Origin of the sequence: Janthinobacterium sp. EB271-G4-7A (genome assembly GCF_020858075.1) — a bacterium.
GTDB lineage: Bacteria > Pseudomonadota > Gammaproteobacteria > Burkholderiales > Burkholderiaceae_D > Janthinobacterium > Janthinobacterium lividum.
Genome location: NZ_JACYMI010000001.1, coordinates 2,869,743 through 2,894,724, shown reverse-complemented (window position 1 = coordinate 2,894,724; position 24,982 = coordinate 2,869,743). Strand labels below are relative to the sequence as shown.

The following is a 24,982-nucleotide window of genomic DNA, read 5'->3' as shown; positions in this document are numbered from 1 at the left end:
GATCGGCTGGCGGCGTCATCGCCGTGCCCGTTGCCACCCTCTGGGCCGTATCTTAGCATGCGTGCCGCACCGGATGGAACGGCGTCATGGTTTGAACGTCCAATAGCGGCCGGCCACCGTATCGACGGGGTCGAGAAAGCGCTGGTCGGCGCGCGCATGGTTGCGTATCAGATAGAACATATCGGACAGGGCGGAGCGCTTTTCCGCGAAATACGCGTGTTTCATGAAGCTCGTGTCGACCCCGCTGGCATCGATGGTTTCCACGCCCGCCACGATCAGCATGCCGGCGCCGCTGTCGCCCGCCCGCCGGTAGCCGTGCACGGCTTTCGAAGCGGCCAGGGCCAGGTCTTGCGACGAGGCATACAAGGTGACGGGGTTGCGCGCGGCGGCCAGTTTCGGCGCGATATCGTGCTTGAAGATGGCGGCGTCGATATCGGGCGCGGACAGGATGATTTCCGTAATCTTTTGCGCCAGCTGCGGCTGCGCGGCCAGCAAGTCGGCCACGGCACGCGCCAGGCCGCGGCTGCCCATGCTGTGTCCGACCAGATACACTTGCGCCGCCTCCGTGCTCGCGAGAAAGTCGGCCAGGAAGCTGGTGAGGTGAGGCGTGCTCCACTCGATATTGTTTTCATCGATGGTGTAGCCGGCCACCTCGCCGCGCGACGGCCAGCTGTAGAACACGGGCGCGCCGTCAAAGCCCAGGTCGTAGGCCATCTGTCCCGTGCGCCGCGCCGCATCCTCGAAACTCACGTTATAGCCATGCACGAAGATAAAGGCGCTCTTGCCGGCCGAGGCGCGGATCTGGGTCTTCAAGGCGGCAAAGAAGTTGTCGCGGTCTTGCACCTCGGCCGACAGCAGCACCACGTGCTTGGCCGGGTCGTCGCGAAACTCCAGGCGCCACAGCGACGGCGATTCCAGCTGGCCCATGCGATGGTCGCGGGGGATGCTGATGTCGCAGCTGCCATAGCTGAGCGGGCCATTGCCGCCCATGATGTTGCGTTCGCCGCTGAAGCGCTGGGCCGGCGGCTTGCCCACGTCGCGCTGGCGGTCCGTGGCGAAATACACCTTTAGCACCGCATAATTCGAGATGACGGCAGTTTTATCGGCCGGGTCGGGCACGGCTTCCACGTCGGGGACCTGGGGAATGGGTCGCTGCAGCGCATCGAGCAAGCCTTGCGCGGCAAACAGGGTTTCCATGTCATCGGGCACTTTCGCGCTGGACAGGGCGGCCGACAGGGCCAGTTGCAGCCGGGCATCGGCAGGGTCGGCTTCCAGCGCGGCGATGGCGGCCAGGATGGCGGCGGCGCTGTCGAACTTGGCGATGGCCTGCTTGAGCCGCGCATAGTGGCTGGCGACGGCTTCAGGAGCGTGGCCGGGCGCGCCATGCCCGATGGCTGCCACGACAGCGGAAGTAATCAAGTCCATGCGCTACCTGCCTTTCGTTCAATATGGATCGAATGTCAATCCATATTGCCATAAAAGCACGCGAAAAGCGATTTGTCCAGCGCCCCATGCAGCGGGCGCGGCTACGGTCAATGCTGCTTGTCGTCGCTGAACTGCTGCGCCAGCGATTGCAGGGGCGCCACCGTCAGGCCGCCGCGGCTCACGTGCTCGGGGATGGCCACGCGCACGGGCTTGCTGTGCATGTTGCTGGACGACAGCACATTCGTGGTGGTCTCCGGCGCCGCATTCCACACGGGATCGACGATGCCTTCGAACACATGTTTCAATTGCTCGCCCCAGGTGTCGCGGATCATGCGGAAATACTGGTTCTTTTCATCGATGGTGACGAAGCGCGTGACGGCCAGGCTGCCTGTCTCGTAGACGAGCAGATCGAGCGGCAAGCCGACGGAAATGTTCGAACGCAGGGTGGAATCCATGGAAATGAGGGCGCACTTGGCCGCCTCGTCCAGGCGCGTGAACGGGTTGATGACCCGGTCGATGATGGGCTTGCCATACTTGGCTTCACCGATCTGGAAATACGTGTTTTCATCGTGCGATTCGATGAAATTGCCGGCCGAATACACCTGGAACAGCCGGCAGCGCTCCGCTTGAATCTGGCCGCCTAAAATGATGCTGACATTGAAATCGATGCCGCAGTCGGCCAGGGCCTTCGCTTCGCGCAGGTGCACGGTGCGCACGGCTTCGCCCACGATGCGCGCCGCATCGTACATGCTGGCCACGTTCCAGATGCTGCGTCCATCCGCATCCACGTGTTCGGAAACGATCTGGCGGATCGCCTGCGAGATCGACAGGTTGCCGGCCGTCATCAGGACCAGCATGCGGTCGCCCGGGTTCTCGAACACGCTCATCTTGCGGAAGGTGCCCACCTGGTCCACGCCGGCATTCGTGCGGGAGTCGGACAGGAAGACCAGGCCTTCGTTCAGGCGCATGCCTATGCAATAAGTCATCGTCGTAAATCAAGTCAAAAGGGGGAGTATTTTACACCAGCCGGACCGTGCCACCTGCTGGCAAGGCCCGGCCCGCCTCATTCCTGCCAGTTATACGGGAACGATGTGCACATCGACCCGCAAGGTTTCTGTGCCGCCACCCTGGCGCACGCCGCGCACGGGGGCCGCCGAATCGTAGTCGCGTCCGATGGCCAGGCGGCAATACGCATCCGTCATCAGGCGCGCATGCGTGACATCGATGCTGACCCAGCCCGCGAAATCCGTGTCTTCCGTCCAGGCGTCGACCCAGGCATGGCTGGCCGCGTGGCCCGTCGTGCCCGGGTCGATATAGCCGGAGACATAGCGGGCCGGGATGCCCCAGGCGTGGCAGCAGGCGAGGAACAGATGGGCGTGGTCCTGGCACACGCCGCGTCCCAGCGCCAGCGCGTCGCCGGCCGTGGTGGTGACCATGGTGGCGCCGCTTTCATAGGCCACCTTGCCGACGATGTGCTCGGCCAGGCGCAGCAAGTGGCCCGTGCCCGCCGTCACGCGCCGGTCCGGCAGGCTGGCGGCGCATAGCTCGAGGATGGCGGGATTGGCCTGCGTCAGCGGTGTCGGCATGGTAAACAGCAGCGGCGACAAGGTATCGACCAGGTTCAGCCGTCCCTTGTGCGGGTAGATGGTTTCCACCACGCCATGCGCCACCAGGCTCAGGGAATGATGGCTGCCGCTGATCGTCAGCATGTGCGACAGATTGCCGTAGGCATCCGTGTAGGCGTGGCACTGGCCTGGCGTCGTGATTTGCCAGGACAGGGCCCGCTGCTGCGGCTCGATACGCGGCGTCAGGTGCAGCTGCTGGATGGTGTAGGCCAGCGGCGCACTGTAGGCGTAATGGGTTTCGTGGCGGATGGTGAGCTGCATCAGGCCGCCAAGGGAACGAGGAAGTCGCGGCTGACCCGGTTGCCCAGGTCATAGATGTTTTCCAGAAATTCCGTCAATGTATGGTGCAAGCCCGCCTTCATGATGTCGTCGATATGGCCGAATTTCAGCTCCGCATGCAGTTTGCCAGCGAAACGCTCCGTATCGGCCGACACATCGTTGCGGATATGCTTGAGATTTTCCACCACGTCATCCATGCAGGCCAAGAGCGACCTGGGCATGTCGCCGCGCAGCATCAGCAATTCCGCCACCCGCGCCGGGGTGATGACGTCGCGGTAGACCTTGCGGTAGATTTCAAAGCCGGACACGGAGCGCAGCAGCGCCGCCCAGTAGTAAAAATCGCGCTGGGTGATGTCTTTCGACGTGTCGCGCGCGCCGTGGAACTTCACGTCGAGGATGCGCGCCGTGTTGTCGGCCCGCTCGAGGAAGGTGCCCAGGCGGATGAAATGGATGGCCTCGTCCTTGAGCATGGTGCCCAGGGTCACGCCGCGCGACAGGTGCGAGCGGTATTTGACCCATTCGAAGAACTGGCTGGGGTCCGTTTCCAGCAGATTGCTTTTCAGGCGCTTCTGCATGTCGAGCCAGGTGGCGTTCTGGATTTCCCACACTTCCGTCGTCAGGGTGCCCCGCACGGCGCGGGCGTTTTCGCGCGCCCCCGTCAGGCAGGCGAGGATGGACGACGGGTTGTTCGGATCGCGCACCATGAAGTCGAGCACGTCGCGCGTGTGGAAGCGGCCATATTTGTGGTCGTACGCGCTTTGCAGCTCGGAAATACCCAGGGTGGCGCGCCAGCCCTGTTCCGCATCCTGCTCGGACTGCGGCAGCATCGATGTTTGCATGTTGACGTCGAGCATGCGCGCCGTGTTTTCCGCCCGCTCCGTGTAGCGAGCCATCCAGAACAAATGATCGGCGGTGCGGCTCAGCATGCTTTTTCTCCTGTAAACACGGATGTTGGTTCCAGTACCCAGGTATCCTTGGTGCCGCCCCCTTGCGAGGAGTTGACCACCAGCGAGCCTTCGCCCAGCGCCACGCGGGTCAGGCCGCCGGGCACCATGGAAATCGTCTTGCCGGACAGCACGAACGGGCGCAAATCGATGTGGCGCGGCGCAATGCCGGCCTCGACATGCGTGGGACAGGCGGACAGGGCGAGCGTGGGCTGGGCGATGTAGCCGCCCGGATTGGCCAGCAGGCGCTGGCGGAAATCCTCGATCTGCGCCAGGCTGGACGCCGGCCCCACCAGCATGCCGTAGCCGCCCGCGCCATGCACTTCCTTGACCACCAGTTTCGCCAGGTTCGCCAGCACGTACGACAAATCGGCGCTCTTGCGGCACTGGTAGGTGGGCACGTTGTTGAGTATCGGTTCCTGCGACAAATAAAACTTGATCATGTCGGGAACAAAAGGGTAGATCGACTTGTCGTCGGCCACGCCCGTGCCGATGGCGTTCGCCAGCGTGACTCTTCCGGCGCGGTAGACGGACAGCAGGCCCGGCACGCCCAGCGAGGAATCGGAGCGGAAGGCCAGCGGATCGAGGAAATCGTCGTCGACCCGGCGGTAGATCACGTCGACGCGCTTGGGCCCGCGCGTGGTGCGCATGTACACGGAATTGTCATTGACAAACAGATCCTTGCCCTCGACCAGCTCCACGCCCATTTGCTGGGCCAGAAACGCATGCTCGAAGTAGGCGGAGTTGTACATGCCGGGCGTCATGACGACAACTGTCGGGTCATCGACGCCCATCGGCGCGACGGAACGCAGGTTGTCGAGCAGCATGTCCGGGTAATGGTCGACGGGGGCGATGCGGTTGCGGGCGAACAGTTCCGGGAACAAGCGCATCATCATCTTGCGGTCTTCCAGCATGTAGGACACGCCGGACGGCACCCGCAGATTGTCTTCCAGCACATAGAATTCGCCCTGGCCGGCGCGCACGATGTCGACGCCGGCGATGTGGGCGTAGATGTCGGAGGCGACAGAAATTCCCTGCATTTCCGGGCGGTACTGGGCATTCTTGTAGATTTGCTCGGCGGGAATGATGCCGGCCTTGATGATGTTTTGCTCATGATAAATATCATGGATGAACATGTTCAAGGCTTGCACGCGCTGCACCAGGCCCGTCTGCATCTGTGCCCATTCGGCGGCGGGGATGATGCGCGGGATGGTGTCGAACGGAATCAGGCGTTCCGTGCCGGCATCGTCGCCGTACACGGCGAACGTGATGCCGACCCGGCGGAACGTCAGGTCGGCCTCGGCCCGCTTGCGGGCGATGGTCTCGGGGGATTGCTGCTCCAGCCAGTTGCTGAATTCACGATAGTGTTCACGTACCTTGCTGTCCGTACCCACTTCATTTGCAGTCATTTCATTGAAAAAATTTGCCATGTTGTGATTTCCCTTGAGCCGTGTCTACGCATAGCTCAGCAGGAAGCGTGCCAACAAGGCGGACGTGAACAGGTGTAAATATGACCACTTTTGTGGCGTCGCGCCATTGTTTGCACCAATTCGGTGCGCTAGGCGTCACTCTTGGGGACGTCGGCGGGCTGGACGAAGGGGCGGCAATCGACGGGCACGTCGAAGATGAAGCTGGTGCCCGTTTCGGCCGCGCTGTCGACGGCGATGCTGCCGCCGTGGCTTTCCGCCACGCTCTGCACGAAGGGCAGGCCGATGCCCCAGCCTGGCGCGGGGCTGTCGTTCTCGCGGCGCAGGTAGTCGAAGATGCGTTCGGCCTGTTCCGGCGCGATGGGCCGCCCGCTATTGTGGACGGTGACGATCAGGCGTTCGTGGGTCGCTTCCACGTGCACGCTGATAGGCGCGTCGTCGCCATACTTGAGCGCATTGCCGAGCAGGTTTTCCAGTGCGCGCCGCAGCGAGTTCTCGCACCACCAGCCGATGACGGATTGCCCGCTGACCTGGCATTTGCCCGGCCGCTGCAAGTTGATCTGGCTGGCCACGGCGTGCACCAGCGGCAGCACGTCGAACTGGCTCAGCACCAGTGGCAACTGCTGGCCCTGGTGGTAGCTGAGGCCATCGAGCAATTCCTCGATCATGCTGTCGAGCCGCTTGCTGTGCTCGACAATCTTGTGCGCCAGCAATGTCACCCGTTCCGGGTCGGCTGGCCGCAGCAGCAGCTGGGCGCTGGTGCTGATCACGGCCAGGGGATTGCGCATGTCGTGCGACAGGCCGGCCGCGATGCGGCGCCGGAAACTTTCATGCATGCTGGTAAATTCGCGTATCGATTCGCGGATGCCCGAGTCGATCGACACATTGATCACCTGCCAATCTTTGCTGCGCAGGGTGATGCCGGACTCATGCGCTGTGGCGGCGAAGCAGTCGCGGAAGATCTGGTATTCCTGGATGACCTGTTCCGGGCCGTAATTGGTCATGCGCGCCCGTTCATTGCCATGCACGGCGGGCACGTTGCTGTTGCTGGCGGCGTTTTCGCGCGGGTGGCCCGGGGTGAGGGCTTCGGCCAGGTTGTCGAAAAAGGCGGGCAAGGTATTGATGAGTATGGGCGTGAGCAACTGGTCGGCGCCGCGCACCTTGGCGCGCACGCGCTGTTCCCAGGCGCTGAGGACGGCGTCGCGCATGGCAAAGATGCGCTGCGCGCGCTGCAACGGCTGGCGTGCGCTGGTCTGGCGACCCGCGTGATGATCCGTGGCAATACTCACCTGGACTCCTGACGGCAATGACTATGCTTGCGATAGTATGCGCCAATTCAGCCGCCAGGGAAACGCCTTATTGTCCAGTATCGGCCGGCCGCAGGGCCGCATCGAGGCGGGAAAGCGAGGCTGACCACTCGGCCAGGGAAAAGTTCTGCGGATCATCATGACCGTTCGCAAAACCCGTATCGAGCACGGCGTGGAAGGCGGGGATCAGCCACGTGCCCCTGCGCACGCTGGCGGCGACATACAGCAGGGCCAGCCGCTCGTATTGCGCCGGCGTAAAACCGGGATCGGGCGCCAGGCCATCGTTGCCCTTGCCGCCGCCGGGCACGGAGTTGCGCGGCTGCACCAGTTCCACGTGCAGGAACAGGCCCGTCAGCGAAGGCTTGTCCTTTTCCAGCTTGCTGGCGTAGCTTGCCGTGCCAAAGTCGCGCACGGCCAAGGAAACGCCGAGTCGGTTCACGTAGACATGGCCTTTCGGCCCGCCGCCCAGCGCCGGATTGCGCAAGCTGAAGTCGTTGAAATCCCAGCCGGCATCGTTGATGTGCGGGGGAATGGGTTCGGCCAGGAAATTCGGGTAGCTGGTGTCGTGGATGACGAAATAGCGGGCCATGGGCGCGGCCAGCCGGCCGACGGCGCGCGATAATGGCGCGTCGACGGCGCCGCCCACGTCCGCTTCGGCGATGCCTTGCCCGGCCAGCCAGGCGCGCAACCGGGCCGGGGCGATGCCCGTGCGCTGGCCGATGCGATCGGCAAGGAAGTCCGGCAGCGGCGCACTGTCGCCCAGGCGCGCATACAGTTTCACGGGACGCAGCAAGCACGTGGCTTGCGCCCGCGCATCACCCTTGAAGCCGCTTTTCCAGGCGGCATATGGACAGGCGGCTTGCTTCTGGGCCGCGGCAGGCAGGGACAGGCAAAGCAAAAGCAGCAGGGCAGGGAGTCGTTTCATGCGGCATTGTCGCCGAAACGCGGCTTGCGGCACAGGCGCGCACGCGGAAAAAAAGCTGCCCGAGGGCAGCTTTTCGTGGTGCGACAGGTGCCCGGTCTTTAAAACGCCACGCTGGCCGAGACGACCACGGTGCGCGGCGCGGCCAGCACCAGCGAGCCGATGTTGAAGGACGACACGGCCGAGGACCAGTAATTGCGGTCCGTCACGTTGTCCACGCGGGCGCGCAAGGTCACGTCACGGCCCGCCACCTGGGTCAGGTAGCGCGCGCCGATGTCGAGGCGGGTCCACGATGGCAGTTGCTTGGTGTTGGCCTGGTCCGCATACTGCGTCGAGGTGTAGATGGTGCGGGCATTCAGGGTCAAGCCTGGCGCGCCCGGCACGTCCCATTCGCCGCCCACGCTCATCTGCGTTTCCGGTGCGCCGATGGGTTTCTTGCCATTATTCGCGGCCACGTCAGTATTGCTGAGCTTTGCATCGAGCCAGGTCAAGCCGCCCAGCAGGCGCACGCCCTGCATCGGTGTGCCGAAAATCGACAGTTCCAGGCCACGGTTGCGCTGCTCGCCATCGAGTTCGGCCCGCTTGCCGACCACGGCCAGCAACGGTTTGGCCGTGCTGAACAGGGCGGCGCTCATGCCCAGCTTGCCGCCGTCATACTTGACGCCGATTTCCTTTTGCTTCGATTTGTACGGCGCAAACACGTCGCCCATGTTGTCGACGTTGAGCTGCTGGCCGTTTTCCACGTACGTTCCCGTGGCCGCCGGGCCCTTGACCAGTGCTTCGATGTAGTTGGCGTACAGCGACACGTTCTGGTTCGCCTTGAAGACGATGCCAGCCACGGGCGTCGTGGCGCTCTCGTCATAGGCCTTGCCTTGCAGCACCGAGGTGTTGTAGTCGTAGCCGGCATCCTTGATCTGCTGGCGGCGCAAGCCCACGGTCAGCAGCAGCTTGTCGTCCAGGAAGGCCATGGTGTCGGCCAGGGCATAGCTGTTGAGGATGGTTTTCTGGGTGATGCGCGGGTCGCTCATGATGCCGCCCGTGTAGGGCGTTGGCGGCGGGGTCACGCTGACCGGCGCGTAAATGTTGGTGGCAAACTTGTCGCCGATTGCATAGGCGTTCTTCGCTTCATTCCAGTGCCCGGACCAGCTGGCCACCAGGGTGTGCTTGACGGCGCCCGTAACGAGCTTGCCGCGAATGCCCAGTTCGCCCGTGCGGATTTCCTGCTTGCGGGCATTGTCGAAGCGCGACACCGTGGCGTCGCCATTGATCGAGGTCAACGACGGCTCGGCCAGGCTGTTGGCTTCCCTGGTCGAACGGGAGCCAAATGCGGCCCAGGCCACGACATCCTTGGCCAGGTCCACTTCGGCGCGCGCCGTGCCGAACACATCGTGCTCCTTCGAATAGCTCCATGGCTGGGCAAAGTTCTTCGAGGCATCGGGTGCGGATGGCAGCACGGCCACGCTGCCAATGGCGATGGACGGGCGCGGCGATGTCAGGTTGAAGTTCTGGTAGCCGGCATCGGCCGACAGGCGATAGCCGCGGCCGCGGTAGTCGAGGCCCAGCGAGAACATGCCCACGTCGTGGTCTTCGCGCTTGATGCTGGTCTCGCCCTGGCGCTTGGCGGCGTTGACGCGCACGCCGAATTCCTGGTTCGCGCCAAAGCGGCGCGCCACGTCGATGGCCGCATAGGCGTGGCCACCCGATTCCACGCCCACCGTCAATTCCGTCAGCGGCGTGTTGCCGGCGCGCTTGGGCATCAGGTTGATGGCGCCGCCGATGCCGCTGCCGCCAGGCGCCGCGCCGTTCAGGAAGGCGCTGGCGCCGCGGAACACTTCCACGCGCTCGAGCAGTTCCGGCGACACATATTGACGGGGCAGAACGCCGTACAGGCCGTTATACGCCACATCGTCCGAATCGAGGGCGAAGCCGCGGATCACATACACTTCCTGGAAATTGCCATAGCCGCGCGACATGCGCACGGCCGGATCGCTCTGCAGCAGATCGCCCACGCTGCGCGCTTGTTGGTCGGCAATGAATTGCTGCGTGTAACTGGTGCTGCCGAATGGCGAATCCATCATGTCCACGGCGCCAAGAATGCCCATGCGCCCGCCGCGCGCCACCTGGCCGCCCGCATACGCCTTCGACAAGCCTTCCGCCGACGCATCGGCGGACGCATTGACCACCACCGTCGGCATGCTTTGCGCGTCGCCGGCCGTTGTGGCGGGAGCGGTTTGGGCTTGGGCGGCGGCGCTGGCCAGCAGGAAAGCGGCCAGGGCGAACGGGGTAGGGACGAGGTGGAAGGTGCGCATGGTGTTGTTTGGATATTAATGAGAATGATTATCATTATATTCCAGCGTGGCGCGCTGCGTGGAAAAGTGTGAGAAAGTGATAAAAATGTCGCCATTTGTACAACACCCGGCATGCCAGGGCACTGGAATCTGGCGGAAAAAGGCGCGCCAGGCGATACCTTGTGGATTTATTAATGCGCATATCCAAGTTTCGCTAGAATGGGCCATCGCGCCCGGCGCCCACAGGAAACCGCATGTCATTGCACCGCCATCTACAGTCCGCCTCCCTGCGCATGCGGCAGGGCTTGAGCCTGAAAGGCGCGGCCGTCGCGCTGATCCTGGCCATGCACGTGCTGGGCCTGTATTTCCTGCTCCTGCCGCCGCGGCAACTCAAGCAATACACGGAAGTGGCTTTCATGACCTTGCTGCCGCCCCGTCCCATGCAGCAGGCGCCGCCGATGGCCGTGCCGATGCCCATGCCTGTGCCGCGCGCGCGCGCAACGGCGCCGCCCGCCGCGCCGTCCGCCATCCTCGAACCATCTCCCGTCATAGTGGAAGCCATCACCGTACCGGCCGAAGAACTTCCCGCCGTGCCGGCCACGGCCCCCTCGACGGCAGACTTGCGCACGCGCGCCCGGCTGGCCGCGGGCGCCGCCGACAAGGCCCTGCGTAGCGAGCTCAAGCAAGACCAGCCATGGCTGGCCTCTGCCGGCCTGAAGAGCGAAAGCACTTTCCAGAAGCTGGTCGCCTCCGCCTGGCGCGGCGGCCCCGTCATCCGCGTGGAGGAATTCCTCACGGCCGATGGCCGGCCCGCCACGCGCGTCGTCAGTGCCGGCGGCGCCACGTGCTTTGGCATGGCCGAGAATCCCGGCTCTGGCGCCGACCCGGCCAGGACGGGCGGCAAGGTGAAACGCGTGCCTTGCCCAGGCTAAAGACCGCATTCGGCACAGGGTTATCACGGCGATTGCGGGGCAGTCATCCCCGGTAGGGCGTCAAATATGCTAAGTTGCGTCTGCAATTCATGTGACACGACCCAGGACGCCCATGCTCCCCGAACTCCTCATCCTCGCTCCCAGCCCTTCGGCTGCCGTCAACGCGCAGCTGGAACAGCAATATACCTGCCACCACGCCTGGCAAGTGCCGGCGGACGAGCGCCACGCCTGGCTGGCCGAACGGGCGCCGTCCATCCGCGCCGTTGTCACGACGGGCGCGCTGGGCTTGAACGCCACCGACATGGCCTTGCTGCCAACGCTGGAAATCGTCGCCGTCAATGGCGTCGGCCTCGATGGCGTGGCGCTCGACCTGGCGCGCGAGCGCGGCATCGCCGTCACCACCACGCCGAACGTGCTGACCGATGACGTGGCCGACGTGGCGCTGGCCTTGCTGCTGGCCAGCGCGCGGCACATCGTGGCACTCGACCGATTCGTGCGCGATGGTGGCTGGGAACGCCGCGAAGCCATCGCCCCCGCGTCCAGCCTGCGCGGCAAGACGGCCGGCATCTTCGGTTTCGGCCAGATCGGCCAAGCCATCGCGCTGCGCCTGGCCGCCTTCGGCATCCACGTGCGCTACTTCCAGCCGCGCGCCATTGCCGGCACCAGTGTGCCGCGCGCGCAATCCCTGCTGGCCCTGGCGCAGGAAAGCGATTACCTGATCGTCTGCGCGCCGGGCACCCCGGCCACGCGCAAGATCATCGACCGCGCCGTGCTCGACGCGTTGGGACCGCAAGGCACCCTGATCAATATCGCCCGTGGCGCCCTCATCGATGAAGAAGCCCTGATCGCCGCCTTGCAGGATGGCCACCTGGGCGCGGCCGGCCTCGACGTATTTGCCGACGAGCCGAGGGTGCCTGCCGCCTTGCGCGCCTTGCCGAACGTGGCGCTGACGCCGCACGTGGGCAGCCTGACCGTGGAAACGCGCCATGCGATGGGGCAACTGGTGGTCGATAACCTGGCCGCGCACTTTGCCGGTTTGCCGCTATTGACGCCAGTAAAATGATAACGCCCGGGATGAACCGTTTTAATCAAGCATGAATGAAAGAGTAGCTATGGAATTGACAAAATCGCTGTTGCGCACGCGCGGCGGGCAGGACAGCGGCAAGGTGGGCATGATCGAGCTGTTCTTCGATCTCGTGTTCGTGTTTGCCGTGACGCAACTGTCGCACGGCTTGCTGGCGCACCTGAGCGCCATGGGCTGGCTGCAGACGGGACTGCTGCTGATGGCCGTCTGGTGGGTGTGGATTTTCACGTCGTGGATCACCAACTGGCTCGACCCCGAGCGCATTCCCGTGCGCATCAGCCTGTTTGCGCTGATGCTGGGCGGCCTGATCATGTCCGCTTCGATCCCCGAGGCGTTCGGCACGCGGGGTCTGGCATTCGCGGGCGCCTACGTCGCCATGCAGGTGGGGCGTCCCCTGTTCGCCTGGTGGGCCGTGCGCCATGAAGCGCTGTCGCGCCGCCGCAATTTCCAGCGCATCGCCCTGTGGGCCGTGTTGTCCGGTATCTTCTGGATCGCCGGCGGCGTCGCGTCGCCCGAGCAGCGCATCTTCTGGTGGGTGCTGGCACTGGCGATCGACCTGGCCGGCCCCTGGATGCAGTTCGGCCTGCCGGGCCTGGGCCGCTCGACGACGGCCGACTGGGATGTCGATGGCGGCCACATGGCCGAACGCTGCGGCCTGTTCGTCATCATCGCCCTCGGTGAATCGCTGCTGGTGACGGGCGCCACCTTCGCCGGCCTGGAATGGACGGCCAGCAATTGGCTGGGCTTCCTGTCGGCCCTGGTCGGCAGCATCGCCATGTGGTGGATCTACTTCGACACGGGCGCCGAGGCGGGTCACCACCGCATCGCCCACTCGAAAGACCCTGGCCGCATCGCCCGCAAGGCTTACACGTATATCCACGTGCTGATCGTCGGCGGCGTGATCGTTTCCGCCGTGGCCGATGAGCTGGCCCTCGTGCATCCGGACGAGGCGAGCTTCGCCGGCATCAGCGCCTTGCTGGGCGGCCCGATCCTGTATTTGCTGGGCAATGCGCTGTTCAAATGGGTCAGCAGCGAGCGCGCCGCGCCGCCGCTGTCGCATCTGCTGGGCATCTTGATCATCCTGGCGCTGATCCCGATGGCGTATGGACGGCTGTATGCGCCCCTGACCCTGGCCTGCATCACCAGCTGCGTGCTGGTATTGGTGGCCGTGTGGGAACATATGGCGCTGCGCCGTCCGCCACCGGAGATCGATCTTTGATGCGCGATCTCTGACGTCGGTTTAACCTCAACCGGGCGGCGTGATGCCGTCCGGATCGCTGCGCGCATCGAGCTGCAGCTGCAGGAACGCCAAGTCCAGCCAGGCGCCGAACTTGGTGCCCACCTGGCGCATCAAGCCCACTTCCTCGAAGCCCAGCTGCTTGTGCAGGGCGATCGAGCCGGCATTGCCAGCCTCGATGCCCGCCACCATCACGTGCTTGCCCAGGCCGCGCGCCCGCGCGATCAATTCCACCATCAAGGCCTTGCCGACCCCGGCGCCGCGGCGATCGGCGCGCACATACACGGAATGCTCGACCGTATGGCGAAAACCCTCGAACGGGCGCCAGTCGCCAAACGCGGCGTAGCCAGCGACATTTCCTTCCGCATCGATGGCGACGAGCACCGGATAGCCGGCCCGCTGGCGGTCGGCCAGCCAGGCGGCGCGGTTGGCCGCATCGACCGTCCGTTCATTCCAGATGGCCAGGGTATGGCTGACGGCATCGTTGTAGATGGCCGTGATGGCCTCGATGTCGCCCGCATGGGCATCGCGTATCTGCATGTTGCTCTCCTTGCTAGGCATCTACTATAATGGACAAATCATAGATTGCCGCCCACGCTTTTGTCCAATAAATCCTGATTATGTCCACTAAACCAGACGAATTGAACCAGCGCATCGGCGCCAGGGTACGCCTCGAGCGGGAAAACCTGGGCTGGTCGCTGACGGAACTGGCGGCCCGCTCGGGCGTATCGCGCGCGATGGTGCACAAGGTGGAGCGGGGCGACTGCAGCCCCACGGCCACCTTGCTGGCGCGGCTGTCGGGCGCCTTCGAGCTGAGCATGTCCGAACTGATCGCCCGCGCCGAGATGCGTGCGGGGCGCTTGCTGCGCAAGGCTGAACAACCCGTGTGGATCGACCCGCAGAGCGGCTATGTGCGGCGGCACGTGTCGCCCGCGTCCGACATGCCGCTCGACCTCGTGCACATTAGCTTGCCGCCGGGCGCCGTGGTGGCCATGCCGGCCGCCGCCTATGTGGCGCGGCGCCAGCTGATCTGGTCGCTCAGCGGCAGCCTCGTCTTCCTCGAAGGGGAGACCCGCCATGTGCTGGACGAGGGCGACTGCCTGGAACTGGGGCCGCCGGCCGACTGCGTGTTCAGCAATGAAACGGCCACCGCCTGCACCTATGCCGTGGCCGTATTGAAGAATAGCTGAAGTCAAGCCAGCGCCGCGGCGCGCAGCTGGGCAATGAAGGCGCGCGCGGCGGGCGCCTGTTCGTGGCGGCGGAAGGCCACGGCGATTTCCGAGCTGATCTGCGGCCCTTGCAGCTCGCGGAAGACCACGCCGGGCAATTGCACGCTGGCCATCACCGAGTGGGGCACGATGGCGCAACCGACGCCCAGCGACACTTCCGTCAGCACGGCCACCAGACTGCCGGGGCGCGATACCACCTGCGCCGCAAAACCGCCGCGCCGGCTCGCTTCCAATGTTCCCAATTCCTGTTCCGGCACGATGAATGCCTGCTGCGCCAGCGCGGCTGGCACCGCCACATCCAACAGGGCCAATGGGCTGTCGGCCTGCACGGCCAGCACGAAGCGGTCGCGCAGCAAGACCACGCTGTCCAGTCCGTCCGGCAAGTGCAGGGGCGGGCGCACGAAGGCCAGGTCGACGCGGCCCTGGTCCAGCAAGCCGGGCAGGGCATCCATCGCGTATTCGCGCGCACCGATGTGGATGCCCGGGTGGCTGGCGCGAAAGCGGGCAAACTGGTCTTGCAGCACGCCTGAGTAAGCTGCTGATGCGACATAGCCGATTTCCAGGCGTCCCAGTTCGCCCCGTCCCGCGCGCCGCGCCACTTCCTGCGCCTGCGCCAGCTGCGCCAGCGCGCGCGCGGCCTCGGTGACGAACAATTCCCCGGCGGCCGTCAGCGCCACGGCGCGCTTGCTGCGCTGGAACAGCCGCGTACCCAGCAGCTGTTCCGTTTCCTGCACCTGCTTGGTCAGCGCGGGCGGCGAGATGCCCAGTTCTGCGGCGGCCCGCGCGAAGTGCAGGCTGTGCGCGACGGCCAGCACGCAGCGGAAATGCCGCAGTTCCATGTCTTTGTCTGTATTCACCATGGGTAAATTATAAGCCGCTTGTCTTATAACAGGAAATAACATAAGCCTGCTTAAAATACAGGCATGAAGAATACCGACTGGACCTTATATACGTGCTCGGGCGTGTGCGCGCTGATCATGCTCGACACCAACGTCGTGGCCGTCTCCTTGCCGTCGATCGCCCGCTCGCTGAACGCCAGCTTCGTCGACGTGGAATGGGTGGTCAGCGCCTACATGCTGGCGTTCGCCTCGTTCCTGTTGCCCGCCGGTAGCATCGCCGACCGTTTGGGACGGCGCCGGGTGATGCTGTTCGGCCTGGCCGTGTTCGCGCTGGCGTCCCTGCTGTGCGGCCTGGCGTGGACGCCGTTCGTGCTCAACGTGGCGCGCGCCATCAAGGGCCTCGGCGCGGCACTGCTGCTGACGTCCGCGCTGGCCGTCATCGGCCACACCTTTCATGCGGAAAAAGAGAGGGCGCGCGCCTGGTCCGTGTGGGGCGCAGCCATGGGCGTGGCCATGACGGTGGCGCCCCTCTTGGGCGGCCTGGTCACGAGCGCCATCAACTGGCGCTGGATTTTCTACCTGAACCTGCCCGTCGTCGCCATCCTGATGTGGCTGGTGCAGCGCCATGTGGAGGAGTCGAAGGATGCGTCCAACGCCAGCTTCGACCCGGCGGGCGCGGCACTATTCTCCGCCGGCCTGTTCTGCATCATCTGGGGCCTGATCGACGCCGGCGTGGCGGGCTGGTCCAGCCGCGCCACCGTGCTGCGCTTTGTCGCGGGTGCGGCGCTGCTGGCCGTGTTCGTGCTGGTGGAGCGGCACCAGCGCGCCCCGATGGTCGATCTGAGCCTGTTTGGCCGCCGCGTGTTCGTCGGCGCCGTGCTGGGCATGTTCGGCTACGCCATCGCCGCGCAAGTGATGATGACGTTTTTACCGCTGTATCTGCAGAACGCCTTCGGCTTTTCCGCCGTGCTGGCCGGCTGCGCCATGCTGCCGTTTGCCGTCGCCATGGTGGTGCTGTCGCGGCTGGCGCCACGCGCCATGCGCCATCTGGACGACCGCGGCATTCTGGTGACGGGCTTGCTGATCGTCGCTGGCGGCAACGTGGCCACAGCCTTTGCCGCTGCCAGCCTGCAGTATGGCTGGGTGGCGGCCGGCATGATTGTCACGGGAGCGGGTGCGGGATTGCTCAATGGCACGACGCAAAAAGCCATCCTGGCCTGCATCCCGCGCGAGCGCACGGGCATGGGTTCCGGCATCAGCACCACCACGCGCTTTGTCGGCATCGTGCTGGCCGTGGGCGCGCTGGGCGCCGTGCTGGCCATGCGCACGGCCGCCTCGTTCGAGAAGCTGGCGTGGCTGCACGGCCTGAAGGCCTCGCCCGAGATGATCGGCCGCATCGTCGCCGGCAACGCGGCCGAGGCCTTCGGCCAGCTGCCGCCCGCCATGCAGGCCGTGGCGCAGGAAGCGGCGCGGCACGCCTTCATCGATGGTTTTGCCAGCGTGCTGTACCTGGCAGGCGGACTGGCGGCCACGGTGGCGGCGCTGGTGTTCGTGCTGGCGCGGCCACTGGAAAAATTGTAACTGTTCAGCAATATTCAGGTACACGGCCTCTGCTTGTAATATGATGCCATCGAGCAATACATGGCAATCATACAACTACCGCGGGAATTGCATGCGCAGAAAACGCATTATCGTCACGAGCGTGCTGGTGGCCGTCATCGGCGTGGCCGCTCCCCTGAGCCTGGCCTTCTATCTGTCGTCCGTGCGCGCCGAGCAGGGCGAGCAGGAGCGCCTGCGCCTGCTGGCCGGCTACGCGCTCGAGCGCGCCCACCGTTCGATCGCCTCGGCCAGCATGGCCCTGCGCAGCGCCGATGCGCTGGACCTGGCGCCGTGTTCGGAAGCCCATATCCAGCAATTGCGCCGCATCACCATCACCACGCGCAGCATCGACGATATCGGCTATGTGGAAAACGGCTTGCTCAAATGCACGTCCACGGGCATCGAAGAGGCGCGCATCCCCGTCACGCCCGCCGACTTCACGCTGGACAATGGCATGGGCATCGATTTCAACCTGCGCCCCGTCGTCAGCGGCGGCAAGCGCATGGTGGGACTGACTTACCGCGCCTATAAAGTGCTGATCGATCCCGTGCGTTTTTCCGACGTCATTGTCGACAGCGACATCCAGATGGCCGTGGCCATCGGCAAGGAAGGCGTGCTCGACACCTTGCACCATCCGGATCCCGCGCAGGTGCAAGCCTTGCTTGCCGGCCTGCCGGCGGCGGACGGCGCCACCCCGGATGGCAGCATCCATGCGATGCTGTACCGCGATGGCTTGACGGCCGTCATGATCGAGCCACGTAGCAAGCTGAACGACAGGCTGCGGCGCGAACAGCTGCTGCTCTTGCCGCTGGGCCTGCTGATGGCCGCCTTCATCGTCGGCATCGTCGTGTGGCTGTCGCGACGCCGCCTGTCGCTGATGGGAGAATTGCGCATCGCCATCGACCGGCGCGAATTCTTTGTCCATTACCAACCCATCATCGCGCTCGATACGGGCGTGTGCGTGGGTGCCGAGGCGCTGATACGCTGGCGCCGTCCCGACGGCAGCATGATACGGCCCGACCTGTTCATTCCCGTGGCCGAGGAAGGCGAGCTGATTCTGCCCATCACGGACCAGGTCATCGATTGCGTCATCGCCGACATGCGCGCCGCGCTGCTGGCCGACCGCGAGCTGCACATCGCCATCAACCTGTGCGCCAGCGATATCGAAACGGGCCGGGTGCTCGACGTGCTGGAACGCGCGCTGGACGGTAGCGGCATCGAGGCGCAGCAGATCTGGCTGGAAGCGACGGAGCGGGGCTTCATCAACGTGGAAGCGGCCCGCGCCACCATCGAAAAGGCCAGAGCCCGCGGCCATGCCGTGGCCATCGACGATTTCGGCACCGGCTATTCCAGCCTGTCGAGCCTGCAAAACCTGCCGCTCGATGCCTTGAAAATCGACAAATCGTTTGTCGACACCATCGGCACGGATGCGGCCACCAGCAGCGTCACGCCGCACATCATCGACATGGCCCGCACCTTGAACATGCTGATCGTCGCCGAAGGCATCGAAACGCAGCAGCAAGCCGATTATTTGCTGGAACGCAAAGTTGAATTCGGCCAGGGCTGGCTGTTCGCCAAAGCGCTGCCGGCCGCGGAATTCCTCGCCTTTTATCAAACGCGCCGCGCGCTGCCGTCCCCATGAAACCGCCACGCTTTCCCTATCCCTTGCAGCCGCTGCGCGTACCGGGCGGCTGGCACATCACCGTCAATACCCTGTTCGAAGTGGACCCAGGCCCCGATACCATGCAGTGGTTCAGCAGCGCGCTGCTGCTGTGGGGCAGCTGCCGCGACACGGGCTACTGCTTCAATTCGCATTTTGAACCTGAGGACGATCCGCAAGGCGAATTCGTGCTGGAGATGGGCAAGGTGGCATACGACCGCCATGGCAAGATCGTGCAGGGCAGCGACGCCTTCCTGGGCGAGTTTCGCACGCGCAGCAAGGCGGCGTTTGTCGCCCGGGTCGAGCAATTCATGCAAGACCCGGCAGCCTGAGTTTTACGGCTTGCGCGGCAAGACGACGTCCTGTCCGCCTTGCTTGAGCACGGCGCTGGCGATCTTGCCCGCGGCATCGCGTGTAAACGCCAGGTCCGCGTCGATGGCGCGGAAGAAAAATTGGTCTTTCGCGCTGGCAAACAGGGGAGCGGAACCGACGCCCGTGCCGGCCGCTTCCAGGCCTTGCTTGACCAACGACACCGTCAATATAAAATTCTTGCCTGGGGAATGCTCGAGCACATATTCGGCCACGTACTCAGCTAAGGTTGCGCGCGGCACTTCGATGGCGGCTTGCGGCTTTTTCAGCGGCGGCAGGGGCGTGCCGGGCAGCAAAGCGGACAAGCCCAGCGCATCGACGTCGCGCGCCGTGTTCGTCAGCACCACCACGCCCCGCTTGCCGTCCGTCGTGAACGCCGCGTAGCTGGCGTAGCCGCCCGTCTGGCCGCTGTGCCAGGCGTAGGCATGCTCCTGTTGCTGCTCCAGCAGCCAGGCCAGGCCGATTTTCGTCTCGCTATCGGGCGCCAGCGGCAGCTGCGGCTTGATCGCCAGCGCATACGGGCGCAGCGGCCTGTGCATGTACGCTTGCAGGTAGGCGATCATGTCGCGCGCGCTCGAATACACGCCGCCGGCCGGCGCCACCACATTCAAATCCCAGGCGGGCGTGAGTTCGCCCGACAGCAGGTGGCCGGGCGCCAGGCGCGCCAGCATGCCGGCCGAGGGCGTGTTCGTGGTGGAACGCATGCCCAGCGGCACGGCGATGCGCGAGTGCAGCAGGGCTTCATAGCTGGTGCCGGCCTGTGCGGCCAGGGCCGTACCCAGCACGGCATAGCCGATGTTCGAATAGTCAAATGCCGTGCCCGGCGCATGGGGCAGGTGATAGGCGGCAAGAAACTGCCGCTGTTTTTCTGCCGTGTAATCGGCATACGGATTGGCCGGGTCCTTCGGCACGAAGTTGTCGGGCAGGCGCGGCAGCGAGGAATAGTGCGTGGCCAGGTCGAGCAGGCTGATCGTCTTGCCGTCGAAGGCAGGCACGGTATAGCCCGGCAATAATGCCGCCACAGGCTCGTCGAGCTTCACCTTGCCTTCGACGACGGCATCGGCCAGCAGCGCGCCCGTCATGGTCTTGGTAACGGAACCGATCTGGTAGACGGTGTCGGCGCCCGGCTTGGCGCTCTTGCCGGCATGAATGCTGCCAAAGCCGTAGACGGCACTGTCCCTGCCGTCGATCAAGGCGATGACGATGCTCGAATGCATGCCCGTGCGCGTCAGTTCTTCCGCGCGCTGGCGCACGGCATTGTCCAGTGCAGGGGCGGCCAGTGCGGCGCTGCCGGCGAGGCAAAGGGGGAGGAGGGCGAAAGTGGGTGTCATGGGAAGCCTTGTCCAGGGTGAATCGAATGCACGCCGGTGCCTGGATAAGGTCTCTGGCATGCCTGCTGAAGGATACGGCGCCAACATGAAGACTGCCTGAGTTTTATAGCATTTTTATCAGTACGCCAAGGCTTGCGCTGGCTCAGTTTTCAGTCATTGGCACCTCCAGCAAGCACGCCAGTTGCGCGCGCATGTCGACGGACATGCATTGCAGCAATTCACCGCGCCGGCGCGCATCGGCGCGTTTCTTCGACGGCACGTCGGCCAGGTCCGGCGTCCGGTAGGCCGCGCAGGGCAGGTGATAATTACCGTCGCGCATGCGCAAGGCGTGCAATTCCTGCCATGCCAGGTCGTAGTCGGCGGCGATATGGCGCCGGCGCCGGGCATTCAGGGCGATGCGGTTGTCATTGCTGATCAAAAACACGTTATTGCAGGCAAAAAAATCGCCGAAATCGCGCAAGGCCGTCACCATCAGGTTTTTCGGGCGGCAACCGTGCAGCGCCCGCGTGGCTTCCTTGACGGCCAGCTTGCCCGCTTCCGAGCGCAAGCCTTGCAGCGCGCCCAGCTGCAAGGACACGCCATCGGCGCGCGGCACGAACAAAAAGCTGGCCAGGTAGAAGGGTTGGCCATCGCGCGTCAGGCGAAGGCACAGTTCGCCTTCGCGGTAGCTGTCGTGGATGGCCGTCAGCTGCAGGCGGTACAGCGCTGCATCCTTGCCTTCGAACGCGGCCAGCACGACGGGCTGGCGCGCGGCCCGCTCGACCAGCGCGCGCGCGCCCGCTTGCCACAGGAAGCGGTAGTGCCCTTCCAGCAAGGCCAGGCGATCCGTGCAACCGAGCTGGCGCGATGCGTACGGGCGGTAAATCTTGAAGCGCAAACAAGGATGCAATTGGGCCAGGGAACTCAAGCCGGGCATGCTGCCCAGGAAGGCTTGCCAGCGCGTGCGCTGGCGGGGGAAGAAGAGGGCGCCCAGCGCCGCTTTCAGGCGGTGCCCGCTGGCGGGGTGTGGCAGGGCGGCGCCGTGGCGCAGGGGTAAAGCGATGTCATTCATGGTTCAGCCGGAAAATGGCAGGCGCTGCACAATGAGAGCCTTGCCAATCTGAATGCTACGTGGGCCAGGTGAATTTCATATTAAGAAACCTGATGCCGGCCCACCCGGGGCCAACATTTAGAGGATGACAACTAAATCATTGCCCGCTGGCGACACGGGCTTTATTCTGCTTGCCTGATTAATCACTGAGGCGCCCATGAATCACCGCCAATTGCTTGCCATTCCCATGCTGCTCGCCGCACTGGGCGTCCAGGCGCAAGACCGCACGGCCGATCCCCTGGGGCCCCTGGCGCAATGCATCAACCGCAGCCAATTCCAGTTCAGGCAGCAGGACCGCTTGCCCGCGCACGTGACGACGCGCAGCGTCAAGCTGGCAACGGGAGAGGGCCAGGTCTCGGTGGCCGATGGCTACCGGCTGATGTTGTTCCACAAGAGCAGCTTACCGTTCGTGAATCTGAAGATCGAACGCAGCGCGGAAGGCCGGTTTGCCGCCGACCGCGACACCATCGTGGCGCAAATGCAGCATATGTCGGCCACCAGCAAGCCTCCACAGCTGGTGCCGCTGGAAACGGACACGCGCCAGGGCGTGGAAGTGCTAGGATTGAATAACCCGAATATCACACGATCGTCCGGCGTGATCAGTCTGTACACGCTGCTGCATGACGCCAGCGGGACGGTCGCCACCGCCTATCTGCTCAATCAGCCGGCAGACAAGCGGGCATTCGCGACGGATGCGCAGTACCAGACCTTGCGCGACCAGTTCATCGCTGCGCTGGTCGCCTGCATGGCCAGCCCTGCGCAGTAAGGCGTGTGCGCATTGAAGGAGATGCCAGCCATGAAAAAAGCAGAACCGGGCACGCCGCCCCATGAAGAGGCGACCAACACCGCATCGGCCGCCAGCCAGATCGACGCGAAAATCGCCTCGCTGGCGGACTGGCGCGGCAAAACCCTCGCCAGCGTGCGCGCGCTGATACGCCAGGCGGATCCTGAAGTGGTCGAGGAAGTCAAATGGCGCGGCGTGCCCGTCTGGTCGCACGCGGGTATGATTTGCACGGGCGAAACGTATAAGCTGGCCGTAAAACTCACCTTCGCCAAGGGCGCCGCCTTGCCCGATCCGGCCGGCCTGTTCAATGCCAGCCTGGACGGCAGCACGCGCCGGGCCATCGACCTGCACGAAGGCGCGCACCTCGACACCGCGGCATTCAAGGCGCTGATACGCGCCGCCGTGGCGCTGAATACGGCGCCGAAACCAAAACGGAATTCTACTTGAGACATTATCTGTATATCTGGCACGACCCGGCCGAGCGCATGCTGGTCGCTTCCGGCATCGAATTCAAGGATTTTATTCCTGCCCTCGGCAAGGCTGGCGGCATCGTGCTGCGCAAGGGCAGCGCCGGGACGGCCAGGAAACCTGCCAGCTACCAGACCTTGGCGCGGCAGCAACTGCCAGCCCTGGTGCAGGAAGATATCGCTGCCTGCGGCAGCCATGCCTGGGCCGATTGGCAGGGCATGCCGCCCGCTTCCCCGGATGCAGGCGTGGCCGCGATGCTGGACCACCGTGGCGCGCTCGCACCGCTGCCAGCCTTGCGCAGCCGCTTTCTCGCCTTTGCCCACGACGACGGCTGGTATCTGAAACTGTCGTATGCGGCATGGGACGAGGTGGCGGCTTTGCTTGCCGGCGCCATCCCGCCGGCCTTGGGCACGCTCGATATGGATGCGTTGCAACGGGGAGGCGACGCTTATTGGCTGCAAGACGGCGTGGTCCAGATCGAGCTGAAAACCCACGATATCGACAGCGTGCTGAACCGCCGCCTGTAAGGAATGGATAGTACGCCAGCCATGTGCCTGATTCGTCCCTACGCCAGCACGGACATGCAGCCCTGCACCGCCATCCTGGCCCTGGCCGGACGCGACGCCTTCGGTCCTGTCGCCGGCAGCGCCACTTTCACGACGGCAACGCAGGGCGAAGAGCTCCTCGTTGCTGAATGCGGCGGCATCGTCGCCGGTTTTGCCGCCGTGTACACGGGCGACGCCCCCGATTACTTCCTGCACCACCTGTACGTGCACCCGGCGCACAGCGGCATGGGCATCGGCGCGCAACTGCTGGCGGCCGTCGTGGCGCGCTTCGGTCCCCGTCTGAGCCTGAAGACGCAGCTGGCCAATACGGGCGCGCGGCGCTTTTATGCGCGCGCGGGCTGGATCGAAGATGCGCAAGACAGCGGCGTGGACGCCATCGGCGCGTGGATACGGGTGCGCTACCGGCAGTGAGGAATGCTGCGCATATTCGTCGCCGTCGGCCGTCATGGGACAGGCGAAATAATGCGGCAGGTCTTGAAAGCTGGCGATGCCCGCCTGGGGCCATCATAGTGATCCCAGGCTATTGGACGGGGTCAAACATCACGCTTTGCTATCCATAAGCAGGGCCAGCCTGGCCGCCATGCCGGCATTGTCGCGCAGCAAACCATCTCTCTCCTGCGCCAATGCTTCCATTTTCTGCTGCGATGCTTGCCCATTTTCCGCCAGCATGTCGAGCTGCCGGTCTTGCGCAGCCAGCGCCACCCTGGCGTCGTTCAGCGCCAGCAGGGCCGTATCGAGCTTGGCCAGCAGGGCGTCGGCCGACGCGGCCGCCTGCAGATACTGAAATTCGAACTGGTCGCGCTCGGGGCGTACGGTGGCCAGCGCGTCGCGGTCGGCGGCCGCTTCGCTGGACAGCCGAGTTTGCTCCGCCTGCAGCTGGGCCAGGCGCATGTCTTGCTGCACCAGGGTCGCTTGCTGGCCTTGCAAACGCTGCTGCAGCTGGGCGTTCTCCTGCTCCAGCCGGCTGATTTGTTGCTGCGCCTGCGCCCGTTCCTCGCTGCGCTGCGCGGCGGCCGCTTCCTGGTAATGGTCGAACTGCGAGCGCACCTGCGCCAGTTGGCGATTGAGCGCCGCGATTTCCTCGCCCCGGTCGGCCAGGCGCTGCGTCAGGCCCGCGTTGTCGCTGTGCAAGGTGGCCAGGGTAACGGCGCGAAAATGGTGTTCTTCCTTCAATTGCGCCAGCGCATGCTGGGTGGCGCGCAATTCCTGGGTGAGGGCGGCGCGCGCCTCCGTCAGTTTCAACCGTTCGTTTTCCGTCTTCTTCAGTTGCGCCAAAGCCGCGTCGAGTTCCGCGCGGTTCTGCTGCATGCCCGTTTCCAGCTGCTGCGCCACGTCGCGCTGCTGCTTCTCATACACGCCGCGCATCGCCTCCATCAGCTCGGCCGGCAAGCCTGCCTCCGTTTTCACGGCGCCCGCGCCCTGGAACTCTTCCTTCCAGCGCTTCAACAGGGGAGCGATGGTGCTCTTGCTGCCCGTGCTGCCCAGCGCTTCGCGCACGCTGTCGACCGTGGGATTGCGCCCATCGGCAGCGACGATTTGGGCTGCTTTCATAACATCAGAGTACAGAATGCCGGTGC

The 24,982-nt window shown here is 64.7% G+C and carries 24 protein-coding genes; 11 read left to right on the top strand and 13 right to left on the bottom strand.

The genetic code is table 11. From position 1 onward, the window contains the following. Positions 1 to 84 precede the first annotated feature (84 nt). The 8 genes from IGS58_RS13140 to IGS58_RS13105 form a co-directional block, all read right to left on the bottom strand. Positions 85 to 1,425 carry an alpha/beta hydrolase gene (locus IGS58_RS13140; RefSeq protein ID WP_230521645.1) on the bottom strand — a complete coding sequence of 447 codons (1,341 nt, stop codon included), beginning with the start codon at positions 1,423 to 1,425 and terminating at the stop codon, positions 85 to 87. A 107-nt stretch (positions 1,426 to 1,532) separates the two neighbouring features. Further along, the gene (locus tag IGS58_RS13135; RefSeq protein ID WP_230521644.1) at positions 1,533 to 2,411 is read right to left on the bottom strand and encodes a peptidase; all 879 of its coding nucleotides are present in this window, start codon (positions 2,409 to 2,411) and stop codon (positions 1,533 to 1,535) included. A 90-nt stretch (positions 2,412 to 2,501) separates the two neighbouring features. Next, positions 2,502 to 3,311 (bottom strand): transglutaminase family protein, encoded by an 810-nt coding sequence (locus IGS58_RS13130; RefSeq protein WP_230521643.1) that lies wholly within the window; start codon positions 3,309 to 3,311, stop codon positions 2,502 to 2,504. Then, on the bottom strand, positions 3,311 to 4,255 hold the full coding sequence (locus IGS58_RS13125) for an alpha-E domain-containing protein (RefSeq protein WP_034787425.1): 945 nt from the start codon (positions 4,253 to 4,255) through the stop codon (positions 3,311 to 3,313). Before IGS58_RS13125 ends, IGS58_RS13130 begins: the two co-directional genes overlap by 1 nt. After that, positions 4,249 to 5,703, bottom strand: a complete 1,455-nt coding sequence (locus tag IGS58_RS13120; protein ID WP_230521642.1) for a circularly permuted type 2 ATP-grasp protein — start codon at positions 5,701 to 5,703, stop codon at positions 4,249 to 4,251. Before IGS58_RS13120 ends, IGS58_RS13125 begins: the two co-directional genes overlap by 7 nt. Positions 5,704 to 5,831: 128 nt before the next feature. Next, on the bottom strand, positions 5,832 to 6,989 hold the full coding sequence (locus IGS58_RS29185) for a sensor histidine kinase (RefSeq protein WP_115057490.1): 1,158 nt from the start codon (positions 6,987 to 6,989) through the stop codon (positions 5,832 to 5,834). 67 nt (positions 6,990 to 7,056) lie between these two features. Then, complete coding sequence (locus IGS58_RS13110; RefSeq protein ID WP_230521641.1) at positions 7,057 to 7,932, bottom strand: hypothetical protein; 876 nt, start codon at positions 7,930 to 7,932, stop codon at positions 7,057 to 7,059. A gap of 98 nt (positions 7,933 to 8,030) precedes the next feature. Then, positions 8,031 to 10,238: a TonB-dependent receptor gene (locus tag IGS58_RS13105; RefSeq protein ID WP_230521640.1), complete on the bottom strand. Its 2,208-nt coding sequence runs from the start codon at positions 10,236 to 10,238 to the stop codon at positions 8,031 to 8,033. Between the two features lie 233 nt (positions 10,239 to 10,471). Here IGS58_RS13105 and IGS58_RS13100 point away from each other — a divergent pair, with 233 nt between their 5' ends. The 3 genes from IGS58_RS13100 to IGS58_RS13090 all read left to right on the top strand — a co-directional run bounded on the left by IGS58_RS13100 (position 10,472) and on the right by IGS58_RS13090 (position 13,452). Continuing rightward, positions 10,472 to 11,149, top strand: a complete 678-nt coding sequence (locus IGS58_RS13100; RefSeq protein ID WP_230521639.1) for a hypothetical protein — start codon at positions 10,472 to 10,474, stop codon at positions 11,147 to 11,149. Positions 11,150 to 11,261: 112 nt separating this feature from the next. Beyond that, complete coding sequence (locus IGS58_RS13095) at positions 11,262 to 12,212, top strand: 2-hydroxyacid dehydrogenase (protein ID WP_230521638.1); 951 nt, start codon at positions 11,262 to 11,264, stop codon at positions 12,210 to 12,212. A 55-nt stretch (positions 12,213 to 12,267) separates the two neighbouring features. Continuing rightward, positions 12,268 to 13,452 (top strand): low temperature requirement protein A, encoded by a 1,185-nt coding sequence (locus tag IGS58_RS13090; RefSeq protein WP_370452837.1) that lies wholly within the window; start codon positions 12,268 to 12,270, stop codon positions 13,450 to 13,452. A 27-nt stretch (positions 13,453 to 13,479) separates the two neighbouring features. On the opposite strand, the gene IGS58_RS13085 is transcribed toward IGS58_RS13090, so the two are convergent. Beyond that, positions 13,480 to 14,010 carry a GNAT family N-acetyltransferase gene (locus IGS58_RS13085; protein ID WP_070254422.1) on the bottom strand — a complete coding sequence of 177 codons (531 nt, stop codon included), beginning with the start codon at positions 14,008 to 14,010 and terminating at the stop codon, positions 13,480 to 13,482. 80 nt (positions 14,011 to 14,090) lie between these two features. Between IGS58_RS13085 and IGS58_RS13080 the strand changes: the two genes are divergently transcribed. Continuing rightward, positions 14,091 to 14,660 (top strand): XRE family transcriptional regulator, encoded by a 570-nt coding sequence (locus IGS58_RS13080; RefSeq protein WP_034787437.1) that lies wholly within the window; start codon positions 14,091 to 14,093, stop codon positions 14,658 to 14,660. A 2-nt stretch (positions 14,661 to 14,662) separates the two neighbouring features. Here IGS58_RS13080 and IGS58_RS13075 read toward each other — a convergent pair whose 3' ends face one another. Further along, entirely contained in the window at positions 14,663 to 15,559 is an 897-nt protein-coding gene (locus IGS58_RS13075; RefSeq protein WP_230521637.1) for a LysR family transcriptional regulator, read from the bottom strand. Positions 15,560 to 15,622: 63 nt separating this feature from the next. On the opposite strand from IGS58_RS13075, the gene IGS58_RS13070 reads away from it, so the two are divergent. The 3 genes from IGS58_RS13070 (at position 15,623) to IGS58_RS13060 (ending at position 19,129) form a co-directional block, all read left to right on the top strand. Next, positions 15,623 to 17,119, top strand: a complete 1,497-nt coding sequence (locus tag IGS58_RS13070) for an MFS transporter (protein ID WP_230521636.1) — start codon at positions 15,623 to 15,625, stop codon at positions 17,117 to 17,119. 91 nt (positions 17,120 to 17,210) lie between these two features. Then, complete coding sequence (locus IGS58_RS13065; protein ID WP_230521635.1) at positions 17,211 to 18,779, top strand: EAL domain-containing protein; 1,569 nt, start codon at positions 17,211 to 17,213, stop codon at positions 18,777 to 18,779. After that, positions 18,776 to 19,129 carry a hypothetical protein gene (locus tag IGS58_RS13060; RefSeq protein ID WP_230521634.1) on the top strand — a complete coding sequence of 118 codons (354 nt, stop codon included), beginning with the start codon at positions 18,776 to 18,778 and terminating at the stop codon, positions 19,127 to 19,129. The genes IGS58_RS13065 and IGS58_RS13060 overlap by 4 nt, the downstream gene beginning before the upstream one ends. Before the next feature lie 3 nt (positions 19,130 to 19,132). On the opposite strand, the gene IGS58_RS13055 is transcribed toward IGS58_RS13060, so the two are convergent. Together IGS58_RS13055 and IGS58_RS13050 are read right to left on the bottom strand one after the other, a co-directional pair. Then, complete coding sequence (locus IGS58_RS13055; protein WP_230521633.1) at positions 19,133 to 20,497, bottom strand: serine hydrolase domain-containing protein; 1,365 nt, start codon at positions 20,495 to 20,497, stop codon at positions 19,133 to 19,135. A 142-nt stretch (positions 20,498 to 20,639) separates the two neighbouring features. Beyond that, complete coding sequence (locus tag IGS58_RS13050; protein ID WP_230521632.1) at positions 20,640 to 21,548, bottom strand: VirK/YbjX family protein; 909 nt, start codon at positions 21,546 to 21,548, stop codon at positions 20,640 to 20,642. A gap of 196 nt (positions 21,549 to 21,744) precedes the next feature. Here IGS58_RS13050 and IGS58_RS13045 point away from each other — a divergent pair, with 196 nt between their 5' ends. The 4 genes from IGS58_RS13045 to IGS58_RS13030 are packed head-to-tail and all read left to right on the top strand — an operon-like array spanning position 21,745 to position 23,816. Further along, on the top strand, positions 21,745 to 22,353 hold the full coding sequence (locus IGS58_RS13045) for a hypothetical protein (RefSeq protein ID WP_230521631.1): 609 nt from the start codon (positions 21,745 to 21,747) through the stop codon (positions 22,351 to 22,353). A gap of 30 nt (positions 22,354 to 22,383) precedes the next feature. Continuing rightward, positions 22,384 to 22,818, top strand: coding sequence for a DUF1801 domain-containing protein (locus tag IGS58_RS13040; protein WP_230521630.1), 435 nt, complete (start codon positions 22,384 to 22,386; stop codon positions 22,816 to 22,818). Beyond that, positions 22,815 to 23,366 (top strand): hypothetical protein, encoded by a 552-nt coding sequence (locus IGS58_RS13035; RefSeq protein ID WP_230521629.1) that lies wholly within the window; start codon positions 22,815 to 22,817, stop codon positions 23,364 to 23,366. The genes IGS58_RS13040 and IGS58_RS13035 overlap by 4 nt, the downstream gene beginning before the upstream one ends. Before the next feature lie 3 nt (positions 23,367 to 23,369). Then, positions 23,370 to 23,816, top strand: coding sequence for a GNAT family N-acetyltransferase (locus IGS58_RS13030; protein WP_230521628.1), 447 nt, complete (start codon positions 23,370 to 23,372; stop codon positions 23,814 to 23,816). A gap of 129 nt (positions 23,817 to 23,945) precedes the next feature. Here IGS58_RS13030 and IGS58_RS13025 read toward each other — a convergent pair whose 3' ends face one another. Beyond that, complete coding sequence (locus tag IGS58_RS13025; protein WP_230521627.1) at positions 23,946 to 24,956, bottom strand: DNA-binding protein; 1,011 nt, start codon at positions 24,954 to 24,956, stop codon at positions 23,946 to 23,948. Between the last annotated feature and the right edge of the window lie 26 nt (positions 24,957 to 24,982).